Raw genomic sequence first — 22,161 nt, 5'->3', positions numbered from 1 at the left:
GACCGGTTAAGTCGGAGCCGGCACGAGCAGCTTCTATTGGTGGAATACCAGCATGGGGCCTGCAAGATCGTCCCAAAATAAAGGGTACTGGGAAGCGTTCTGGACGATGCGGTCCCGATGGCGGCCAACTGAGACGGACCTCTTCGTTGAAGGCATGCCGGCCGCTTGGTTGGGCTAGGCCGGTGCCCACCGGTTAGGCTCGCTCCTGCTGGAAGTAGCTGGGGAACACAAAGCGCTGGAGCAGATGCTCGGCAGATTATGTGCCGATTGCGCGCAGCATTCTTCGCTTCCGTCACTTCTCTGCCGCGATACTTTGCTAGCTGTGGCTTCGTTCCGAGGCTCTGCGCGACTTCCAGCCCGTAAAAAGGATGGGGCAGCACGGCTGCGAGCACACTCCCAGCGGCTGCTAAACTATTTGGCAGATGAGTTACACAGCCGCAACGTCATCCCATGACCCATCAGGCACGCGAATGCGCCGGATTACCTGGCGTACGCAGTTCGTGGGACGCTCTCCCGCAGCGTGGCTAGCCGACCGGGAAGCCCCCCCGAAAAGTTGGCGGCCGCATGCTTTCCTCATTTGTCAGCTTCTCGAAAGCCGCACCTGCCAAGATCAAACCGAACGATCCGCGCGCGAGGGGAGCAGATGAACATCGATCCACAGAACACAATAGAACGCTTGACCCCGCAGCAGCGGACGCAGCAAGAGCCGGGCAGACTAAGCCTACAAACCAGCTCACTAGCATACCCGTCCCCGGATCAAGCGGACTTTGAGCAGCAGCTGAGTGAACTGCGCTCAACATCAGATTCAGCTGCCGCTTCCATGGATTTCCGGACACCCTCGACCATGACGACGGGCAATCGGAGAGCGAGCGCCATCCGGGAAAGCGAGCGCTGCCCGGCCGCATCCTTTGTGAGAGGGCGCGCCGAACTTGCGGCATCGCTGGCCGGAGCGAGCGTTAAGGCGCTGAAGAACGAGATCAAACTCGCTGCGCAGCGAGCAACACAGTGGCCACGAACCACCGGATCTTCTGCCGGCAGTGTCGACGGCAAGCGCATTTTCGACGATGTGGTGGCATCATCATATCTGTCGCTGCACCGTTTTCAGAACGAGAACATCGATTGTGAGCCGATTCTAGACGAAAAGGTGAGTGCCATCGCGCATGTGCGTTCCCTAGCGGGTTTGCGTGCTCAGGCTAGCCCGCATGTTTATAAGGCTGCTATCTGCTCGGACGACGAAAGAGAGGACGAAATTGATATGGCGCGCCTCGCGGCATGGCACACGAAAGGCCTTACAGAGAGTGCTTTTGTGTCATTGTGCCAGACCCCCTCGCGACTGCTCCTTTCAAAGGACCATAGCGAGAATGGCGCGAACGCAATTGCAAAAAACGCTAAGAAGCTGCACACTTATACGGTACCAAGCGTCACCGCCTGGCCGATCAAAAAGATCAACGATATTCTAGAGCGTGGGCATGCTCCCGGAGATGAGGAGCTGCGAGATTGGTTAGGGGGAATACCGAGCGAGGAGACCGAGGTCTTGTTTCTGGGCGGCAATCTAGCTGATTATTGGACAGCCAGCGTGGATAATCCGAATACGGCTCGCGCACCGCAAGATCATACACCGATCAAGAAGGTAAGAATCAACTCCGATACGCCCGAGATGGTGACGGACTCTCGAACTCATTCGCCATCGGATTCCGGCCACTGACCTTCGCAGTCCAGGCGAGCTATCGACTATTGCCGAATCGGCCGGGACTGGCGCGCCCGCTTTCAGCTATTTGGAAGTCGAGCGTGCCGGGCGCATGCGCGTCCGGTCCGAAGGTGCGATCGAGTTTGGCCGTGATGATGAGGTCGCTGCCTAGGTTAGGCCATCCGCGTATTCTAGGTCGCGATGATCTTTCCGGTGGCGACTTCGAGCGCGGCAAATAATGTTGTCGTGCCATGCACGCTTGTAATCGTGGCTCTGGCCGATCAAGGCGCGGTCATCGAACAACTTCAGATAACCCTGCGCTCGCTCCAAAGCCTGGATCGAGGGCTTCTCGACCACGCACAGCACAATGGCGTTCGCGGGCGGGGCAACATAGGGCCGACAACATCGGCGGCTTTGGCCGTAAAGTTCGGGTCGTTGCTCTCACATGAGGGCTTGCGAGTCGATAAGTCAACCTGGTGGCTGCGCACAAACCGCCAGACATATTGGACGTCAACATCCCCTGGCGCCTCGGCCAGCAGAGCGCCGGTCCAGCGCGCAAACTTTGCTGGGGTAGCTTGTCCGACAGCTTCAGAATTCGCTTGTCGGTCGTCTTCGTATAGATCGGCTGCTTGTCAGACCGCGGCATGTCCTTCAGACCCTTCAAGGCCATGGTCGGCATAGCGATGCCGCCAAAGGTTAACGATCCGTGTTTGGATCCAACTTCCTTGTCGATCGACCGCGTGCTGCGCTCGGCCGGCGCCAAAAGAACTATCCGCACCCACTCCAAATCGGCCTGGAACGTCACTGGCGAATGACAGCACGCCACAAGCACCTTGCGATCTCCCTCGAAAGGTGGACTTCTCTCGCTTTGGGTATCATCCATATCTTGAATCACGACTCACGATCCAAGAAAAGTGGGTACTAGCGATGAAGAACGCTACTACCGGGCATTCGAAAGTTGCTTCAGAAGCACATCTTGATCGCGCGAAAGCGTGATCCTGTGGCGAGAACATCACCAACGCCCCAATGCTCGGAAGCACTCCGATAGCTGATCCCGCAATCGATGATACGACATCTTGGACGGCCGAAAGGCCGTTGAACATCGTCCAGTCCCGGCGTGCCATGCGGGCGGCTGGGCGTGCCGCACTAGCGATCTATCAGTCCGATCTGAATGGCTTTGGCGCGCATCGAGACCGCCGTATAGTGCTGCGCCGCCTTGATGGACTTGCGTCGCTCCGGGTCGTTCTTCGCTATATCAGGATCGGCCAAGAGCCGCTGGAGGCGAGCCCTGCGCCACGCCTGCACGCGACGGAGGCGCCGAAGAATTGCGGATCTCTCTACCCTCTCGACGCGTTCAAGCCTGCTCGCCATGCTCTTCTCTCTTCAAGGTTGTGATGCTATCCAACTCGGCAGGCCAGGGGAAGAGTGTCCCGTGCTCCTACGGGCCGGTCGCCTAGAACGCCACTCCTGCTGCTATCGCTCGCCTAGAATTTGTGCATTGGTTGCAGTCGCACAGGAGGTACCGGGCGTTTCGTTTTCGGCGCGCTTCGAAAGCTACGCAGAGCCGATACATCGATGCTGGGTACGGCAGTTCCTCGCTTTTGCGTCGTTCGGCTGCGGCACCTGTGCTTGCAGCCACCCATCCTCGCTCCACAGCGCGCATGCCCAAGACGGCGATTTCTTCAAACTTTTCGAGGGCATCACCGCCGCCGGGCGAAACTTCTGGACATCCTCCTCAAAGACACGGGGAAGGCCGAAGTACAAGTTACTCTCTCGTTCTCTCTTAGTGTCATTCCGAGATAAGGCGGTCCGTTAGCACGCAACGCGCTTTGCGCCTTGCTCGAACAGCAGTGGTCGGACCATATGAACGTTCGCTGGATGGCCGAGAAGCCTCGCTGAGCTCCAACCAGGATGGGCGGCGACTCTGCTCAAGTCCTACGGAGAACAATTTCGTGCTCCAGACCTGCCGGTCCGATAGTGGCCGTGTAGTTCACGTCCCGAAGAGTTAGATTTTTGTTTGGGTCAGCCGCGGCTGGCACGTTGTGCAAGCGCATTCCTTCCTTGAGGTCTTCCGGCGCCCACTGGTCCCAGTGCGGCCAGCCCTGGGGAAGATACAGAGATAGAGCCGGCGGCGGACTGCGGTCGAAGCCCGGCTGATCTGCCGAACCCAAATTGACGAACGGGGCGGAGTGATCCTCCAACGACGACCGAAGCTCACCTGGAGGCAAGCTGAAGGATCGTGTCCCTGAGCGTGGTGTAACTGGCGGTGGGACACCGCGTTCGCCGGCAAGAGCCGGACTGGTCAGCTGGCGATAGCCGGGAGACTGACGGTTGGATCATCGCTCAACGGCGCGATGGTTTCCAGCGTCATGTAACGGGCGCGCTGGACGGCCCATTCATCATTCTGTTCGAGCAGGATCGCGCCGATGAGGCGGACGATGGCGTCCTCATTGGGGAAGATGCCGACGACCTCGGTCCGGCGCTTGATCTCGCCGTTGAGGCGCTCGATCGGGTTGGTCGAGTGCAGCTTGGTGCGGTGCTGCGGCGGGAACGTCATGTAGGCCAGCACATCGGTCTCGGCCTCGTCGAGGAAGCCGGCGAGCTTGGGTAGCTTGGGGCGGAGCTGATCGGCGACCTTTCGCCATTGCGCTCGTGCGGCTTCGGCATCGTCCTGGGCAAACGCAGTGGCGATGAAGGCGGAGACGACACGCCGTCCGCTTTTGCCGGCATGGGCCAGCGCGTTGCGCATGAAGTGCACGCGGCAACGCTGCCAACTGGCGTTGAGCACCTTGGCGACGGTCGCCTTGATGCCCTCGTGGGCGTCGGAGACGACCAGCTTGACGCCGCGCAGGCCGCGGCGGGCGAGCTTGCGCAGGAACGCCGTCCAGAATGTCTCGGCCTCCGAGGGACCAATGTCCATACCGAGAACTTCGCGCCGGCCATCGCTGTTGACGCCGACCGCGACGATCACCGCGACCGACACGATGCGCCCCTGCTGGCGCACCTTCACGTAGGTGGCGTCGATCCACAGATACGGCCAATCGCCCTCGATCGGGCGAGCGAGGAACGCCTTCACCTTGTCGTCGATCTCCGCGCACAGCCGCGAGACCTGGCTCTTGGAGATGCCGCTCATGCCCATCGCCTGCACCAGGTCGTCGACCGAGCGGGTGGAGACGCCCTGCACATAGGCTTCCTGCACCACGGCGGTGAGCGCCTTCTCGGCCATCCGGCGCGGCTCCAGAAAGCCGGGGAAGTAGGAACCCTTGCGCAGCTTGGGGATACGCAGCTCGACCGTGCCGGCGCGGGTCTCCCAGGTCCGGTCGCGGTAGCCGTTGCGCTGCGCCAGGCGCTCGGGCTCTTCTCGCCATAGGCGGCCCCAGTCTGGCCTTCCACTTCCAGCTCCATCAGGCGCTGGGCGGCAAAGCCGATCATCTCGCGCAGCAGATCGGCATCAGGGGTCTTCTCCACGAGCGTGCGGAGGTTCATCATCTCATCGGTCATCGGTGGTTCCTCGAATCAGGTTGGTATCAGCAACCCGACCCTACCGGCGAACTGCCGGTGACCACCGCAAAGCCGCCCGCCCGCTACGGCGCCATGGGAGGCCGCGCGTGCGGACGGCTTTGCTCTACCGAGCTACACCACCAATGGGGACACGACCAGCTGAAGTCCTCTGGACCGACAAGGAAGGCGCGCGATGTGACGGGTTCATCTTCCAGCAATCACCGAAGCTCATCTGGGGCGGAACTGAAGTCCCCGGATCGACGCTGAAGAGTGGCGCCGCGGCGGGTTCATCACCTAGCAAGGACCGAAGCTCGCCTGGAGGGAACTGGGCCGGATCGAAGGTGAAGAGTTCAGGGTCGACGAGCGCCAACGACGCGGCCTCGCCACCTCGCCCTGGCTGACGCTCATCCCAGGCTGACCGAGACTGTCAATTGTGCGGGCTCATTATTTCCGCAATCGTTGACGCTTTGCCGGAGGGCCCATGAAGTCATTTCGAACATCCAGGATGAAGCCCGACTGCAGGGGGCCAACTTCGAGGCCGCGGCTCGCCGCATCTGCAGATTGGTCACGGAACTTACGAAGGTCATTCAACCCGGTGGGCAAATGCGTGCCACGATTGTGTCCCGCCTTTACGTAAGCGCGCAATTCAGCGTCATCGAGCCCCGGACATCGACAGACCCTCAGAGCCAAGGCTATCTGGCCAGATGGTTGGCCTACCGAATGCCGAATCCACCTCCCCGCTCGCAAAAGCGGCACCGATCGCACGCTCGATCAACCTCCAGTCCGAGTTGGACAGATGCGGATAGCACCGACAGAGATCATCGGGCAGAAACGGGCGCCCGTTGGAAAGCCGCCTCCGGGCATTTCGCTTGCTCCTCTTGCGCGACTGGCTGAGGCACGTGCGCCCAAGCCGTTATGTTGAAATTGCGCACACCCATCCCATCAGATCACCTGAAGAAGACGCAACGACCAAGCTTAGCTGCGAGGAGCTGACGAGCCCTATCCCGCCTCGAACCAAAGCGGCCCATGTAGGCCGCTTGCCGTCGACACGGACAGAACTGCAGGGCTGCTGCCTTTGGTGGTCTCAATCTCCGGCCAGGCCAAGACTTGCCACGATTCCATTTTGAGGCTGCTCCCGAACGAGTGGGGTGGGCGGTGTCAGCCACCAAAGCAGGAATAGTAACGCAAGCCCATTTGAGACCATCGCAGTCGACAGTGGGACGTTCACGAGGACCTCTGCCGCTGCCGCCGACGACGCGGCAATAAACGGCGGCGACAGATGGCGGCTCGCAAGCGAACCGATCGACAAGATAGTACCGCAAATCAGCGCCGCCACCGGCGTCCATTGAAGCCCAACCGACGCAATTCCTTCCGTCGCCAGGAACGAGGCATTGAAGTTGCCAGCGCGGTAGACTTGCGCCATGACGGGTCCAAGCTCGCCGTATCGGCAGCCCATGAGGGCGCGCACCAATGAGATTTGGCAAAAGTTCGTCAGCGCGTGATCGTGAAAGAAATTCGCATAATGGTCTATGGCCAGTGCCGGAACACTGATCATGCGTAGATTGAAGACCCCAAACAAGTAATAAGGATCGTTCGGAGAATACAGCCGAACGAGCTCATATTGTGTGAGACCTATGACCATCGGAATTAGCAACGACAGGATCGTCGCGAGCCTTGGATTGAGCCGCGCGTAGAGCAAGAACACGATCGGCAGCCAAAGCGGCAGCAGCAATACGGTTTTATTGACAGCGATGGGATAGTACGCAGCCGTTAGGACAAGCACCAGGAACGCCGCAATCGGCTGCCTGCCGCTCGCAAACCAGGCGAACAGATACGGCAATATCCCCGAGATCACGATACCCGTCAGGTAGTTCAGCACAAGCGGGCGGGTGACCGAATTGCGGTCGGCGCCAAGCGGGCTGCCGAACGTGAGGCCATAAGAGGCATCCGCAGCGAGCACCAAGACCGCGATCGCTGCAAGCGCGAGCGCTATTCGGCGCGATGCATCCTCCGTGACGGCAGGCCGTGAAATCTCAAAATTCACGAACAGCAGCGGCGTCGCGGCACCGACGAGCGCTCCAAACATCGACCACCGCGCCAAGGCATGAGGATAGTCGAATCCGGAATAGAAGGAGAGCCAGACGTAACCGAGCACAGCCGACAGCAGAAAGAATGCGACGATGTAGCCGAACGAGAACCGCGCGACGGCAAAGGCTGGAATGAACAGCATCATTGCGCCCACTCCAACTAGCGCGTCCGGCGACATATTGTCTGACGGCCAAAATTGCATGTTGCGAAACGTCGCTCCGGCGACCATGAGCGAGACGATACTGACCACAAAGAAGACGAGCAGTGCGACTGCAATAATGAGGTCGTCTCGCTTCAACCTGGCTATGGTCTGTTTGAAATAACTGGCGCAGTCCGCAGCTACTGAATGAGTATATGACAATCCCCAATCCCCTCTCGGGCCCCATCTGGTAATTTAGCAGACTATAGCCCCACCTTGAGCGTGATGGTGAAGAAGCTGACGCCACTCAACACGGCACTGGTGAAGAACTCCTGACTTCAGGGAAACTCCGTTGCTGCGGTTGTCGGCCGCGACTGACGCCAACAATCAAAGACGCGCTCCGTGTACGTTTCGTACAAACCTATTTCTTTTCTGGACGGCCAACTCAGCTAATATTCGCATGGACACCTTTGAGGCGTTGACTGGCCAGCATGAGACGGGTCGCGTAAAGTTGGCACCGGCGAGCGCGCTTAACGTTCAATCGTTGCTTGGCACATGCGCGCTGGTTCGTTCTTCTGTCCCGACGCCTGCAGAGGTTCTCTCTTTTCGGCCAAGCTTTCTGCAGATGCCTTCGCGACCAGAAGCTTGGTCATTTGAGAGAGGCAGATGTCCTCCTAGCGAGACAAGACAGGACTGCTGCTCTTTTCCGGGACGCGATCGAGGGGTTTGATGCACGATGAAGCCGGCGTCATCAACAGTGATCTAGCGCGACCGCAGCCGCCAGCGCACTGCTCCACTCGTGCTCACTCGCCATTGCCTTCACTTTGTGAGGACCATTCATGAAATTATTCGACCTCATCGGCCTCGCACTTGGTGCATCCTTCGCGTTCTCCACAGCGGTGTTCGCGGAAGACATCACCATCGCCGTTGCGGGACCCATAACCGGCGGTGAGTCGGCCTTCGGCCGGCAAATGAAGAGCGGCGCCGAAATGGCGGTCGCCGATATCAACGCATCTGGCGGCGTGCTCGGCAAGAAGCTCGTGCTCGACGTCGAGGACGATGCTTGCGATCCCAAGCAGGCACGCTCGGTGGCGGAAAAGGTCGCCGGAGCCAAGATCCCGTTCGTAGCCGGACATTTTTGCTCTTCATCCTCGATCCCAGCGTCGGACGCCTATGCCGACGGCGGCGTGTTGCAGATCACGCCGGCTTCGACCAATCCACTCTTGACTGACCGCAAGCTTTGGAACGTAGCGCGCGTCTGCGGGCGTGACGACCAGCAGGGTCTGGTTGCCGGCCGCTTCATCGCCAAGAACTTCAAGGGCAAGAATATCGCTATCCTCAATGACAAGACCACCTATGGCAAGGGACTTGCCGACGAGACTAAGAAGGCCCTTAACGCGGCTGGCATTACCGAAAAGCTGTACGAATCCTATAACAAGGGCGACAAGGACTTTAATGCGATCGTCTCGCGCCTGAAGCGAGACAATATCGATCTCGTCTATGTCGGCGGCTATCACCAGGAGGCAGGCCTCATCCTTCGTCAGATGCGCGATCAGGGGCTAAACACGACGCTGATGTCGGGCGACGCATTGGCCGACAAGGAATATGCCTCGATCACCGGCGCCGCCGGTGCGGGCACGCTCTTCACCTTCGGACCGGACCCACGCAAGAAGCCGACGGCGGCCGCGATTGTCGAGAAATTCAAGGCCAGGAACATCGATCCCGAAGGCTACACGCTCTACACTTATGCGGCGGTGCAAGTGTGGACTCAAGCCGTGGCCAAGGCCGGCACCATAGATCCAAGGAAGGTGATGGATACGATCAAAGCGAGCTCTTGGGACACCGTAATCGGCAATCTTGAATATGACGTCAAGGGCGACATCAAGCAGCTCGACTATGTCGTTTACAAATGGGACGATAAGGGCGGCTATGCCGAAGTGAACTCGAACGGTTCCTGACGCCGATAGGAAAATCCCTGACCACTATCAGTGGCATATTGTTTTGGAGCTCTCGTTGGCGCGACAGCAGCGCCTTCGGGCCCGACCGTGAGTGGGGCGCCTGAGGACAAAACGCGGGCCGAAACAAAGCTGAGCCATCTGAGGCTCGGCCTTCGACCAACCCTACGATCGCCTTGCGCCGGAAATCATTGCAAGGAAGGGCACCAAGATCGGTACAACCGGCGTTTGCGATCCAGCGGAGCTCTCTATGGTTGTCGGCGATCCGTTTGGCATCGACGGACGTCATTGGACCAAACGACGGCCCCCCTCCAGTTGATGGCACGTCAATCAGACGCGAGCGCTCCCTTTGCTTGGCTCGCAAGAGCTCTACGGTTGAAGACTTGCAGGTCCTTCCCGATAAATTTCGAAGCTTGCGCGGCAGCTTGATATCCAGGCTGGAACGTTTCCGCGTCGGGTAACAACGAAGTGAGACCCCGGCTCCAATCTCACGGCAATAGCGCTCCCAGGAGCCGGCCACATCGGTCAGAATACATTTCCGCCGCTGCGATCGAATTGAGCGGTTCATAACCCACCGCTTTCACAGAACCACGGTAATTTAGCCTGACACAGATAGCGCTTATAAAAATATCGCTGCCAGAGTGCCAAGTGCGCCCAGTGCCAGCCCAACCAGCGAACCGATCGTCGGCACGTCCCGAAAGAGTAAGAACGAGAGAATCGGTTCCACCACGAGGATCGATCCCACCGATACTGCGACTATGATCCAAATATTCTTGAGATGCATGTAGCCGAGAGCATATCCGCAGACGAGCAAGATACCGCCCAGCATGATCAGCAGGAACATCGGAAGCAGCGTCGTCAGATTCCCGCCAGCTTTTCCGAACTCCTTTGAGGCGATCAACTCCGCGATAATCGAAAGGGCCTCTCCCAGGAAGATCGCTCCCACTGCCGCTACAATCTTCAACATTGAGCTCATCGCCTGAGCATACCGCAATGGGGAGGCAAAAAGGTACTCCCAACATTCGCACTTGGATTCCAATTGCGAGAGCTCGAATCGCGATCGCTTGAAAAGGGCCGACCCATGGCTCCGACTTAACCAGCGACGAATGCGGAGCGTTCGGAGCTGCAATCTTCCGGCCGTTGGACTAACCACCCTAAAGCGCGATGAGATGAGGTCGAACCGTCATCGCGCTTTAGCTTCTTGTTTGAGCATGATCTTTTCGGAAGGCCAGCTCCGGATCATGCTCTAGAAGCTCGACATAGTCGGCCTCTGTTCCGGTGTGGCGCGCCAACAAAGACTGCTTCAGCGCCGCCTTGGTCCTTCCTTGGCCCTCCGACGGTTATGATGAGCTTGGAGATCTACGCTCGCCTCGTCGATGCATTCCATGCTCGGTCGGCGCGTTTGCTCAACTACGCCGCGTCAAGCTGCTCGCTGAATCTGCGCTGGGCTCGCCCGTGGCCGGCAGGACCCAGATTCTGTCCAATGTACTGATCAACACGTCCCGGGGCAGCGCGGCGTCATTGATCTAGCGGAAGCCGATATGTCCGAAATGATCCGCTGGCACCGTAGCCGGAACGGCGACGTCCGGATATGACACCCGTTCCGAGTGATCTATCGCACCCGATGGGCCTGCTGGGTCGTCGTGGATGGTCCGGCTCTCTGAGCGACTGGAAGCTCCCGCGTCTAACGGAATGGAGTCGCCCGCGGCTACGCCGATCCGGCTATCCTCGAGCTTCGCAACGAAGTCGGCCCACCATGCGCCTATCGGATAGTCTTGGAGCTTCTTGATCATCTTGCGGTAGGAGTCGAGGCGGCGTTCGGGCGGCATCTCTATGGCCTTCGCAATCGTCTCCGCCATACCCTCGATATCGTTGGGATCGACTAGTAGTGCCGCATCGAGCTCCTTGGCCGCGCCGGCATATTTCGACAGAACCAGCACGCCGGGACTTATTGGGTCTTGCGCGGCGACATATTCTTTCGCTACGAGATTCATCCCGTCACGCAGGGGGGTCACGACGCCGACACGTGCGGCGCGGTAGAGACCCGCGAGCACCGCCTGACTGACAGGCTCGGTCTCGTAGCGGATCGGCATCCAGTCGTCCGCGCCGTGGCGAGCGTTGACATCGTCGACAACGGCTTTGACGTCGTTCTGATAATCTCTGTAGCTCGGAATGCCATCTCGAGAGCTGGTGGCGACCTGCAAAAGCGCGATGCTCTTCGGCTTTTTGTCCAAGGCGCGACCGACAGCCTGGATACGATTGTCGATGCCCTTGGTGTAATCCAGCCGGTCGACGCCGACGGCAAGCTTCTCGCGATTGAGACCGTCCAGCAGCTTGGAGACATCGGGATTCGAACTTGCGTCTTTAGCATATCGTGCAAATTTGTCCGTATCGATGCCAATTGGGAACACTTGGCATCTGGTGATGCCACGGGGCGAGATAACAACACCGTCTTCGCTGGGGGTCAGCCCGAGCTCGGCACGGACGCAGGCAAGGAAATTCTGCCGGTCCTCGTCGGTCTGAAAGCCGGCCAAATCGTACGCAAGCATCGCTTCGATCAGTTCGCGATGAGGCCGCACCAGCTGCATCACACCGGGCGCCGGCCATGGCGTGTGCAGAAAGAAGCCGATCGGCCGGTCGACGCGCCGATCACGCAGCTCGGCGCCGAGCGTGAGCCAATGATAGTCATGCACCCAGAATGCGTCCCGCTCCTTGTAGTCAAGCAGGGCATCCGCCATGAAGGCATTCATCTTACGATAGCTCTTGTAGTCGTCCTCCGAGAAGGAGATTCGCTCTCTCAGCGAATGTAGTGCCGGCCACAGTGTCGAATTCGAAAAACCGTTGTAGTAGCGGTCATAATCTGCGGCGGGTAAATCGAGCTTCACCAGCGCTCCCTCGCCGAGCTCGTGGTTGCCGGCTTTCAGCGGGCCCGAGGCCCCGACCCAGAGCGCTCCGGAACGTTCCACCGCGGGAAGCAAAGCCGCAGCCAGGCCGCCTGTCATGGCCCCACCAGGCTTGGAAAGGCGGTTTGAAACAACGACAAGGCGCGGAGATTGCGCCTCCGCCGCCACGATGTGCTCCGCGACACCCGGCGCAACACCGCGACGCGAAGGGGCCGGATCGGTTTGCGGCGGCTCGCGCTGTTGTGCTTCACTGAGATGTTGCTCAAAGGCCGTTTGCTCTACCGGCTGCTTTTGCAGCATAGAGTCGGCCGTCGCGACGGTTTCTGACGCTGATGGTTTGACGTTGCTAGCAGGTTCCACGTATTACCTCCGTTTGATGCAGATTGCAGATCGGAGCACTGGCCTCGGGACCTCTATCTCGCTCATGTTAGGAGCGTCGGCTTTCGAGAAGCTGACGAGTCAGAAAGATTTCTTGGTTGGATGACGGACCCGGCATTGCGTTGCCGCGGGCTCTGCAGGGTCAATGATTCGGAGGCAAAGGCCGGATCGATCAAAGATCGTTTTGTCCCGCGCCGCAAACGTGCTCGCCGCCGATCCAGTAGCCGAGGCTCTGGAAACCAGCATGGAAGTTTCGAGCCGTCGAAATCAGGCTGGTTTGGCCGAACGCTTCGGACAGGCGCTAGCCTAACCCAGGCGTTCTTAATCCGTTTGACCCTGCCGTAATTAGCCTCGCCGCACCCCTCGGCGGCGACTTCGAGACAAGACGACAACTACTGATGCCGTCGATCCCGGCGTTGGCGGACAAGCCTCCGATCACGCCCACTTCAACCAGCCAGCTCACTTTTGGCCAGACAGCGCAATTCCAGTCGGCCCCAGTCTCGCTTCCGCTCCACGGGCGGGACAGGACCGGTAACGCCCCCGTTAAGTGATTACCCAGCATCAGATGAACGTGCCCGGTGTGACGGTCGGCCGCATGAAATCACGCCTGCCGGCCGCGAACACTTGCGCAGCCGATCGCCTACAGATGCCGCAATCGTAGCGCACGGTCTATGCCGGCGCTACTGAACGCCATGCAGTTGGCTGATGAGCTAGAGCGGGCTTTTGCTGGCCGCCGGCCTCTTCCGATCGGATGTCTGGAATAGAGACCTCACTTGCCCGCCCGCAAGGGCGATCCCGACAACACGCTCATCACTTGCTATGCTCGAACATTTCGCGCAGCCGGATAGCAGATCGGTTCGCTACGTACAAAGAATTGGATTGCACTGTTTGGGAGGCCACGATGGAATATCCAGGCAAACAACGATCGGACAAGGATACCGATGAGGCGCCTCCTCCATCCAGGTTCTTAGTGCGTCAAGGGTCAAGCGGGTGGATGGTTTATGATCGGCAACGTAAGGGGCCAGCGGTGATCGGGGTCGGCTTGGCCGTCAATCTCACGAAAGCACAAGCTGATCGCTTCGAGCGGATGCTGGCAGCCAAGGAGGAACACAAGCGTTCCAGTTGAGCAGATCCGATCATTTGGTCGATGGTGCGCAATTTCGATCGTGCACGCTGCATCAGCGACGATGCGCCCGAACCAAAGACATCCGGCTTCATCGTACTCAATGCAAATTTCGAATCAGCGTGCATGTGAACGATAAAAGTGACTTTTGTCGCGGGGTTAGCGCCGTCGTGACTGCCATCAATAAATTGCTCCAGGGCCGCAACCTCGGACCGGACGAAGTCGAGCGCCTAACGTCGGCCTATGAATTGACCCTGCATTCGCTTTGCTTGGTCGATCGTGATGACCCGATCGCCGAAATCGTCGCGAGAAAGACCATCGAGATCGGCGCAACGGGCGTTCGCGATCCAACAAAGATTTCCAAGCTCGTCATCGAGCAGCTTGGCATCGGCAGAAGACCATTGACCTAAAGCCAGCGCGCTCGTGCGGCGTTTTTTGCTATCGCGTTCGTGACTGACAAGCGTAGGCCAGGTCAGGAGGTGCGCCTTCCGCGGTTAGGTGATTTTCGTCGGCAACGTCCATGCCGTTTCAGGGGACAAACGGTCTCGATCATGTTCAGCAGCATGTACCGATCCGACACCTCGTCCTCCAAAGCCCTCTTGCGTAGACTCGTACTATACTGAACGCGGCACAATCCACGATTCGCTCCGACGCTGAACGCTCAGCCACTTGCTCCCCACCCCGCTCCATCACGAACGAGCTCTGCCGATGCAGTCAGAATGGTCCATCGATCGGTTGGCTGCCAGATGGCGCACGCTCTCGAAGCTTTGCGCCTGCCGAACCTGCGAGCGGCCACATCTGCCTTCACGTCCGCTTCGTTCGACGCTTCAGCGCGGCCAGTGAGACGCTGCCCTCCGCTCGCATGGCTCTCACGGATGAGCCGTCACCACCACTGCCGACGCGCCGATCTACGCGACGGGCAGCGAGCTTATCCCGCTCAACACATGGACATTCCGGCGCAAGGATTGATGCAGCGCCTGGTGCACGCGCGCGCAACGTGCCATGATAATCGATCTGGTACCCGCGCACGCGTTGATCGTTTCGGCAGCAGTCGCGCCGGCTGATACCGACAACGACCACGTCTCCTCTCCCGTTGTCTTGGCGTTATCGAACAGTCTGCTCACGCAGGCAGAACCCGGCGACACGCCGCTTGATACTCCCATGCATCTGAGCCCAAGCGCTGGTTTGGACGTTGAGCCAACGTCACGTCGTAAGCAGAAATGCCCCGCCGCTTCTCGATAGCCCGAGCCAGACATGGCCGCGCGTCCAGGCGCTCATGGGGCTTGAACCGCACGTCACGTCAGGTTGTAGAATATTCCGAGCAGCGGACGGTGTATAAGATTCGATGATCGACAGTGAACAGCACGAAGCCTCAAGTCTTAGAGCTCGCTCTGCAGGACCTCCATCACGTCATTCTCGGACGTCCTGGTGTCCGATATGGTCTACGCTCGGCATCGATGGTGGCGCTCCGCCGAGCCGGAGCAGGATTTTTCGACCGATGCCGCGTGATACAAACATACTTGCACGCGCGCGGCCCCATCGTCCGCCGATCGATGATGGCGAACGACAATATACGCCGCCGGACCGATCGTCGCTCTTGCAAGGGCAAGTCGACTGCCGTCTGGAGCCAGCAGTTCTGGTCAGGAGCTCGTAAGACAAAGCGCCGTTTGCGCTTTCAAACGGCTCGGCCTGCGCGGTGATGCCGTTTGCATCTCATGATGAACTACGCCAAAGCGAGCAAGACACGACAAACTACCGCTTCAGACGCCCGCTGCGTTGCCCTGCATGAATGAGAGTGATGCGTGTCGCTCTTGATCCACTTCCGATATCCAACAAAAACCGGTGCTGCACGCCATGAAGAAGTTAGCGATACGAGAGCTTTCCATTGTACGCAAGGTATACATCCTGGGCGTCGGGATGCTGGTGTCGTCAGCAGCCGCCGCGAATGACGATTTGATGAGCGCCGCCAGACAGATCTTCAAGCCGATTCCCTCGATCGTTCCTGCGGTGAAGGACAATCCGGTCACCCATGAAAAGGTCGAACTTGGCAAGGTGCTGTTCTTCGATCCGCGGCTCTCATCGAGCGGGATCATTAGCTGCAATACGTGCCACAATCTTGGTGCCGGCGGCGTGGATGCCGGCCCAACGTCGGTCGGTCATGGCTGGCAGCGCGGTCCACGCCGGGCGCCTACCGTCTATAACGCGGTATTCAATGTGGCGCAGTTCTGGGATGGACGGGCAGCAGACCTCAAGGCGCAAGCCAAGGGACCAGTCCAGGCAAGTGTCGAAATGAATGCGACGCCAGATAGAGTGCTCGACACGTTGAATTCGATGAACGACTATGTCGTCATGTTCAGCAGGGCATTTCCTAACGATGCGACGCCCGTCACCTTTGACAATTTCGCAAAAGCGATCGAGGCTTTCGAAGCGACCCTTATTACACCCGCTGCGCCTTTCGATCAGTACCTCGAGGGTGACAAGCATGCGCTCGATGATCGGCAGAAGGCGGGCCTGAAGCTATTTATGGAAAAGGGATGCTCGTCCTGCCACAATGGAATCAACGTCGGAGGGCAGGATTACTTCCCGTTCGGCGTGGTCGGAAGGCCGGCCGCGCCACTGCTTCCAGCCGCCGACAAAGGCCGCTTCGCGGTCACCAAGATGGCTGGTGACGAGTACGTTTTCCGCTCTGCGCCCTTGCGCAACGTCGCCTTGCGAGCCCCTTACTTCCATTCGGGCCAGGTTTGGAGCCTCAAGCAAGCAGTTGGCGTGATGAGCGAGGTTCAGCTCGGCACCAAGCTCAGCGATCAGGACGAAAACGACATCGTCGCATTTCTCAATTCGCTGACAGGACAGCGGCCCAAGATCGAGTACCCGATATTGCCCGCGCGTACCGAGGCAACCCCGCGGCCCTCTCTGGACAAGTAGGGTCTGTCACGATAGCTGATTCGAAATATACGTAGCGCAGCCTCGCGCAAACAGATCAAAGCCAGGTCAAGATGCCCCAAGCTGTCGCCCACAATTCGAACGTCCAAAAAGACAGGCTTCCGGCTGGTTCGTCCACGATATCGAAATCTAATTCCGGGCCGAAAGGCACAAAACGAGCCGTGCCGGAGCCTCCAGGAGATGCGGCCCGCGGCGACGCCATCAAACAACGAGCGAGCGGCCACGGGGTCATGGCATCGCTGCTCGATCGTTGTGTTGGCGCCATGGCTTGCAGCATTGAACCTATGACATAGGGCGGCCGGCGCGCTGAGGTCTCATGCCCACTGAAACCACGGGCACGTTCGTCTGACGATCAGGAGTTTGCGGGCCTATCCGACGAGCCAAGTCAGGACTTTTCCTCATCGGCCCGTGGGCGAACCATGCCCTGCGCATCGTCTCGTGCTGACATGGTCTCAACCATCTCGATGATACGGCGACGATCGGCAGGATTTCGGAGCGCGCGAAACGCTCTCAAGAGACGAAACGTCTCAGCCACCTCATCGGAACGGCTCTTGATCGACAAATTGCCTCCCACCATTTGCAGCCAACGTTCAGGATAGTACGATCCCGCTTACAGTAACAAGGATCGCGCGCGCGCAAAAATACGGAGCGTGCTGAATTGGACTTCGTCCGCTTTGATGCACAACATGTTGCCGACGGGGGCAAGTTCTGTCCATGCCAACCGAGCGCGTGTCTCACGCGCAAAGCCTTTGACTTGAGGATTCCTGCGACGTCTGGCGTGCACGGATGGATGAGCAGGCGCGGTGGGTCACCGAACGGCTCGGGCGCGGCCGTCCACCAATCAGAACGTTCCGAAGGCGTACCGTTTGATCGTGCTATGACGATCCGATCAAGATCAGCTACATGATTACGATCATCACGGCGGAGCCGCTCTGCTCCCTTTGATCATCGCAGCCTTTGTTTGGCTGACGACTGACACGGCCCGCCAGTCGTTTGGTGCCCGCCCGATACAAGGAATGTCGGCTGGACCCGAAGAAGCTGACTGCGGGGCCGCCAGTCCAATTCTAACTTTCTCCAAGCCGCGTCAGGTTTCAGAAAGCTAACGTGAGTAGCGAGAGAACAACAGCGCGCCACCACCGGACGGGATCATGGACGGATTTAACAATATCAACCCGGGCGATAAAAGCTCGGCTACGTCCAATGCCACAGTGGAGCAGCCGCGCACGCAACAGCAGCAAGCGGAGTTTGAGCAGCACTTGGGAGACGTGCGACAGGTCGATGCCGTCTATCCACACAGAGATCTTTTTGACATCGCTGACGAAGACGACCGCCTCATTCAAGCAGCCTCTGGCGCCGCCCTCGAGCGGGGACCACCGCCGGGCGCTACCACAATCAGTATCTACGATCGTCGACTTCGCAAATTGGCTGAGGCGCTGAAGCAGTATGGCCAATCAATGGCTGGGTTCGATGAAGAAAGTCTGCTCGATTATGCCAAGAAGCTGCTGCCAAAGGACAAGGTCATCGTCCCCGCATTGTCGATGGTTAGTAGTACCGCGAGCCTGACGCCCCCGCGCGGCCCATCCGAACGCATTACCGTCCGTCCAAGGAAGACGACCGCCTCATCAGGCAGGCCGCTGAAGCAGGCTTTGGCCGACAGATCGACGAGAAAACCGCCGGAAATTATTCTAGCGATCTTCGGAAGTTGGCTGCAGCACTTCGACCGTTATCAATTTCTAAGCTTGGTCACGCCGCGCTGCTCGGCCATGCCGACACTTTGTTTCCGGGCGACAAGAAACTCATCTATGCCTTGAACAGGCTCCGCCACTACCGCGACAGCATCGTGCAGGACCATTGTCGCAGCAGCTCCCGTCAGCCAACAGAGCCGGCCGGCCGCTCACCCGTGCAAGATTTTGATCGGCAGCAGCCTTTGGAGGGTGTCGCGGATCGGGGGAGCCAGCTGGCGGCTGACGGATTCAACGCGCCGGAGCTTGGGCAGGGAACGGGTTCAGCCGCTCACTTTCCCGTACAAAATGCCGGCCACGAACCGCTTTTCGATGTCGCGCATCGAGAGAGCTCGCTTCTGGTCACCACCTTCGATGCACCGGTGCTTTGGCCGACAATGAGTTCGATCGCCCACTCGCCCGTGCGAAGTGTTGCTGCGGATCAGAACGGCCTCACTCTTGCCGACGGAATCGATACGCAGGAACCGTGGCAGGCCTTGGCTTCAGCTGCCTACTCGCCAGTGCAAAGCGTCGACCAGGACGAGCTGTTTGATGCCGCTGATCGGGGCGGCTGGACATGCGCCAGCGGGTTCGATGCGCCGGAGCTTTGGCAGCAAATGGATTCAGCCGCTCACCGGCGCACACAAAGTTTCGACCGGGTCGGGCCCTTCGATGCCGCGGCGAGACAGTCCAGCTCGCAGCTGCGCTATCCCGCCTCGTCAGAATTCTTTGGACGGGCAATGGAGCAAGCCGGGCCGCCGCCCGACAGGGCTGCGCAGACGACGCCCACCTCGATCGCCGAGACTTTCGATGCTTCGCTGGTCGTTCCCAATGACTTTGCCCACGGCACTCAACCCGCTCCGGACACGATGCTCTCCAAATCGGGCCGCTTTGGGCTCTTGCCAGACGCGGTACAGCGGATGAAGGACTATGACATTCGCGGAGAACACTACACTGCCGTACTGGGGCCCGCGGGTCCCCATGACGTTCAGCTTATTCACCTTGGGTCGCCGCCCGTCGGCGAGACATTTGATGTTTCCTTCGCCGTCCCCGGGAACTTTTCCCACCGAACCCAGCCCGCCCCGGATACGATGCTCGAAAGGCTGCGTCGCCTGGGCTTCCTGCCGGACGCTGATCAGCGGATCATGAGCTACGACATTGGCGGTGAGCGCTACGCCGCCGCGTTAGGGCCAGGAGGGCTGAATGACGTTCAGCTCATCCACCACGCTCGCCTTCGGCCGATGGGTGAAGCTGCGCCAGCGACGAAGCTGTGGGCTCCGACTGATATCTACGGCGGTCTTGAATCTCTGCTTGATCTCAATCCCCCTACACCGCTCGAATTGCGGGACGATGCCCATTCTGCGCCGGTGCCGGATTTTCGACCGCCGTCTACCGAGCCTGAACCGGGTCATCGCCGGCTTCCGAAGCTGGCCGATATCGGCGAGTTCGTCGGCCTCGACTGGCACCACGGCCCCCGAGAGGCCTCACCCGCCGTCATTGACATGCTCCAAACCCTTGGCCTCCTGCCGCACCGGGATGCACCAATGACGTGTTTCTTGATCAACGGTGAGCCCTACACGGCCGAAAACCTGCCCGCAGGGCGCGTTCTTCTGTTCCATCGCCCACATCTTGACTGAACGAGCGGCGGGCCGAGTCGCCTGCTCGCCGGAAGGAGCGCTCCTCGAGCGATTGCCACGGGGCACCGTCTTAGCGCTCGAGCTTGACCGGCGATTTATCGAAGGTATGGAGATAAGCGATCAGATCCGCGATTTTCTGGGCGTCCTTGAGTCCAGGGAACGCCATCTTGGTACCGGGAACCTTCGCCTTCGGGTCCTTGATGTAATCGGCAAACGTTGCCTCGTCCCACGTGATGCCTGAGCCCTTCATGGCTTCTGAATAGCTGAAGCCCTCGACCGATCCTGCCTTCCGCCCAATCAGCCCGTTCAACGTTGGGCCGACGGCGTTCCTGGCGCTGTCGCCGACCCGGTGGCAAGGCTTGCAGGCCGTGAACACCATTTCGCCGGCGGCTGGGGTTTGACCTCTTGCCTGCTCAAGTCCGGCGGCGACTAGCAAGGTCGCGAGAGCAATCCGTTTCATCAACTTATCCCTTTTGCACCTGCCCGGAGTCGAGATGACTGCGTGGGTCGCCCTTGGTCGTGCTTAAAGCCTACAACTTCACGCCACGTGCGGTTCAAGCCTTTCCCGTCGTCTCGCAGTTTGATTGCCGGTTGCTGCGTGCCTCTCCGTTAGTCGTCTGATCGCGGCGAGCGGCTTTCCGATAGTGGTACTTGCGGATGATCTCAGCATCGCCATCGGAAGCCCGATCTCGGTGGCGATTCCGCCGTTTCAGCCGGCACGTGTCGAATGCTACCAACTTGGCGCAGGAGACGACGCATTCTCTGCAAGGCCCCTCGCGCTCGATGGAAAGGACAATGCCCGCGATCCGAGACGGGCCGAGTCACGAGCGAGGCGCAGCATTCACGCAACGGGCAATATGGCCATCAGTTCTCGAAGCCAACACTGGTATCGAAACTGGCTTTCGATGGATTCGCTCCGGCTGCGAGCGATGCACGTCGAGCGTCACAAGATGCACCCAAAAAAGGGGGGCCCGCGCCCCTCGCCCGACCAGAAGAGCCTGCCCGACGAGCGAAATAATCATTCACTTCCTGACTCGTCAGCTTCTCGAAAGCTGCTTCTACCAAAAAACTCTTGAACGGACCTGTAACTTGAGAGAGCAAATGAATATCGACTCACGGCACGGCCCAGAAGTCGCCAAAGCCCGCGATTTTGAGCCGCAGCGGCAACAGACCGGCGATGCGAGCGCTCAAGCCGGCTCGCCGGCGCACCCGTCCGAGGACCAGGTGGATTTTGAGCAGCAGCTCGATCGCTTCCGCCCGGTCGACCGAACGTCAGACGGCGCTTCCTCATCGGCCAATCCCGGGATTGGACCATCCTCGACTGCAACCAACGGGCCTCGCCCAAGTGAACGCTGCTCGGCTTCATCGTTTGTAGGCGCGCGCGCCCAGCTTGCCGCAACGCTGACTGGGGCGACGCTCGCGGCACTCAGGAACGAGATTGAACTTGCCGAGCAGCAATCGGCACCGTGGTCATCAGCGTCTGGGCCTGCAGACCGCGGCGTCGATCGCGAACGCATCTTCAACGACGTTGTTGGATCGTCGTATGTAGAGCTGAGACGGTTTCAGAACGCGGATGGCGATTGCAAGCCGCGCAGAGCAGCCGAGACCAGCGCAATATCGTATGTGCGTGACGCGGCGCGCGAACACTCCTCCGTTGGAGATCATCCGGAACGATATCCTATGACTCTGGCGCGTCAGGCTGGATGGCATATGCGCGGCAAGGTTGACTCTCCTTTTGTGTCTTTGATTGAGGACCCCTCCAAACTGTCCGCGTCGCGCGATCCGTGGGCCCGAGCAATCGCCAATAACGCGACGATGCTGCACACCTACACTATACCGAAGTCGGCGGTCTGGACCCCTGACCAGATCTTGAGCAGCATTGCGCTCGGGATGAATGTCGACGATCACGAGAACATAGATGCGGATGTGGACCTGATGTGCTCCCTGGGTAGAACACCCACCCGGGAGACCGAGCGCTTGTTTTTGGGCGGCGATCTGGAGGCCTATCGGACCGCCAAGCAAGAAAATCCGTTCAAGACTGAGAGCACTGACTAAATAGTCGATCGCCTTTCGCGTGCGGAGGTCG

The 22,161-nt window shown here is 59.3% G+C and carries 12 protein-coding genes and 2 pseudogenes; 8 read left to right on the top strand and 6 right to left on the bottom strand.

Annotation, left to right across the window (positions count from 1 at the left end):
* The first annotated feature begins 643 nt into the window (after positions 1-643).
* Complete coding sequence (locus P6U25_RS09170; protein WP_407151068.1) at positions 644-1,705, top strand: hypothetical protein; 1,062 nt, start codon at positions 644-646, stop codon at positions 1,703-1,705.
* Between the two features lie 176 nt (positions 1,706-1,881).
* Here P6U25_RS09170 and P6U25_RS09165 read toward each other — a convergent pair.
* The 3 genes and pseudogenes from P6U25_RS09165 to P6U25_RS09155 form a co-directional block, all read right to left on the bottom strand.
* Positions 1,882-2,566 (bottom strand): annotated as a pseudogene (locus P6U25_RS09165) (IS630 family transposase); the annotation flags it as partial.
* Between the two features lie 1,423 nt (positions 2,567-3,989).
* Positions 3,990-5,188, bottom strand: a pseudogene (locus tag P6U25_RS09160) (IS256 family transposase).
* 1,084 nt (positions 5,189-6,272) lie between these two features.
* Positions 6,273-7,637 (bottom strand): hypothetical protein, encoded by a 1,365-nt coding sequence (locus tag P6U25_RS09155; protein WP_407151067.1) that lies wholly within the window; start codon positions 7,635-7,637, stop codon positions 6,273-6,275.
* A gap of 617 nt (positions 7,638-8,254) precedes the next feature.
* Between P6U25_RS09155 and P6U25_RS09150 the strand changes: the two genes are divergently transcribed.
* Positions 8,255-9,373: a branched-chain amino acid ABC transporter substrate-binding protein gene (locus P6U25_RS09150; RefSeq protein ID WP_407151066.1), complete on the top strand. Its 1,119-nt coding sequence runs from the start codon at positions 8,255-8,257 to the stop codon at positions 9,371-9,373.
* Between the two features lie 616 nt (positions 9,374-9,989).
* Here the strand turns inward: P6U25_RS09150 and P6U25_RS09145 are convergent.
* A complete protein-coding gene (locus tag P6U25_RS09145; protein ID WP_280973382.1) occupies positions 9,990-10,337 on the bottom strand; it encodes a hypothetical protein in 348 nt (115 codons plus the stop codon).
* Between the two features lie 559 nt (positions 10,338-10,896).
* Positions 10,897-12,372 (bottom strand): trehalose-6-phosphate synthase, encoded by a 1,476-nt coding sequence (locus tag P6U25_RS09140; protein ID WP_407152472.1) that lies wholly within the window; start codon positions 12,370-12,372, stop codon positions 10,897-10,899.
* A gap of 1,180 nt (positions 12,373-13,552) precedes the next feature.
* On the opposite strand from P6U25_RS09140, the gene P6U25_RS09135 reads away from it, so the two are divergent.
* The 5 genes from P6U25_RS09135 to P6U25_RS09115 all read left to right on the top strand — a co-directional run bounded on the left by P6U25_RS09135 (position 13,553) and on the right by P6U25_RS09115 (position 20,075).
* Positions 13,553-13,777, top strand: a complete 225-nt coding sequence (locus P6U25_RS09135; protein ID WP_280980755.1) for a hypothetical protein — start codon at positions 13,553-13,555, stop codon at positions 13,775-13,777.
* Positions 13,778-13,944: 167 nt separating this feature from the next.
* Complete coding sequence (locus P6U25_RS09130; RefSeq protein WP_280973384.1) at positions 13,945-14,184, top strand: hypothetical protein; 240 nt, start codon at positions 13,945-13,947, stop codon at positions 14,182-14,184.
* Between the two features lie 1,444 nt (positions 14,185-15,628).
* A complete protein-coding gene (locus P6U25_RS09125; RefSeq protein WP_280980756.1) occupies positions 15,629-16,699 on the top strand; it encodes a cytochrome-c peroxidase in 1,071 nt (356 codons plus the stop codon).
* 1,166 nt (positions 16,700-17,865) lie between these two features.
* Positions 17,866-18,528, top strand: coding sequence for a hypothetical protein (locus P6U25_RS09120; RefSeq protein WP_407151065.1), 663 nt, complete (start codon positions 17,866-17,868; stop codon positions 18,526-18,528).
* A complete protein-coding gene (locus P6U25_RS09115; protein ID WP_407151064.1) occupies positions 18,420-20,075 on the top strand; it encodes a hypothetical protein in 1,656 nt (551 codons plus the stop codon). Before P6U25_RS09120 ends, P6U25_RS09115 begins: the two co-directional genes overlap by 109 nt.
* 70 nt (positions 20,076-20,145) lie before the next feature.
* Here the strand turns inward: P6U25_RS09115 and P6U25_RS09110 are convergent, their stop codons facing one another.
* Positions 20,146-20,535, bottom strand: coding sequence for a cytochrome c family protein (locus P6U25_RS09110; protein WP_280973395.1), 390 nt, complete (start codon positions 20,533-20,535; stop codon positions 20,146-20,148).
* Positions 20,536-21,176: 641 nt separating this feature from the next.
* Between P6U25_RS09110 and P6U25_RS09105 the strand changes: the two genes are divergently transcribed.
* A complete protein-coding gene (locus P6U25_RS09105; protein ID WP_280985639.1) occupies positions 21,177-22,130 on the top strand; it encodes a hypothetical protein in 954 nt (317 codons plus the stop codon).
* Positions 22,131-22,161: the final 31 nt, after the last annotated feature.

This window comes from Bradyrhizobium sp. ORS 86 (assembly GCF_045571475.1).
Lineage (GTDB): Bacteria > Pseudomonadota > Alphaproteobacteria > Rhizobiales > Xanthobacteraceae > Bradyrhizobium.
Note: the sequence above shows the minus strand (reverse complement) of the source record. Positions and strands in the feature narration are given on the sequence as shown.

Coding starts and splice junctions, on each gene's coding strand:
- P6U25_RS09140 (WP_407152472.1), bottom strand. CDS start 12,372: ATGACAGGCGGCCTGGCTGCGGCTTTGCTTCCCGCGGTGGAACGTTCC.
- P6U25_RS09120 (WP_407151065.1), top strand. CDS start 17,866: ATGGACGGATTTAACAATATCAACCCGGGCGATAAAAGCTCGGCTACG.
- P6U25_RS09125 (WP_280980756.1), top strand. CDS start 15,629: ATGAAGAAGTTAGCGATACGAGAGCTTTCCATTGTACGCAAGGTATAC.
- P6U25_RS09150 (WP_407151066.1), top strand. CDS start 8,255: ATGAAATTATTCGACCTCATCGGCCTCGCACTTGGTGCATCCTTCGCG.
- P6U25_RS09110 (WP_280973395.1), bottom strand. CDS start 20,535: ATGAAACGGATTGCTCTCGCGACCTTGCTAGTCGCCGCCGGACTTGAG.
- P6U25_RS09145 (WP_280973382.1), bottom strand. CDS start 10,337: ATGTTGAAGATTGTAGCGGCAGTGGGAGCGATCTTCCTGGGAGAGGCC.
- P6U25_RS09105 (WP_280985639.1), top strand. CDS start 21,177: ATGAATATCGACTCACGGCACGGCCCAGAAGTCGCCAAAGCCCGCGAT.
- P6U25_RS09170 (WP_407151068.1), top strand. CDS start 644: ATGAACATCGATCCACAGAACACAATAGAACGCTTGACCCCGCAGCAG.
- P6U25_RS09135 (WP_280980755.1), top strand. CDS start 13,553: ATGGAATATCCAGGCAAACAACGATCGGACAAGGATACCGATGAGGCG.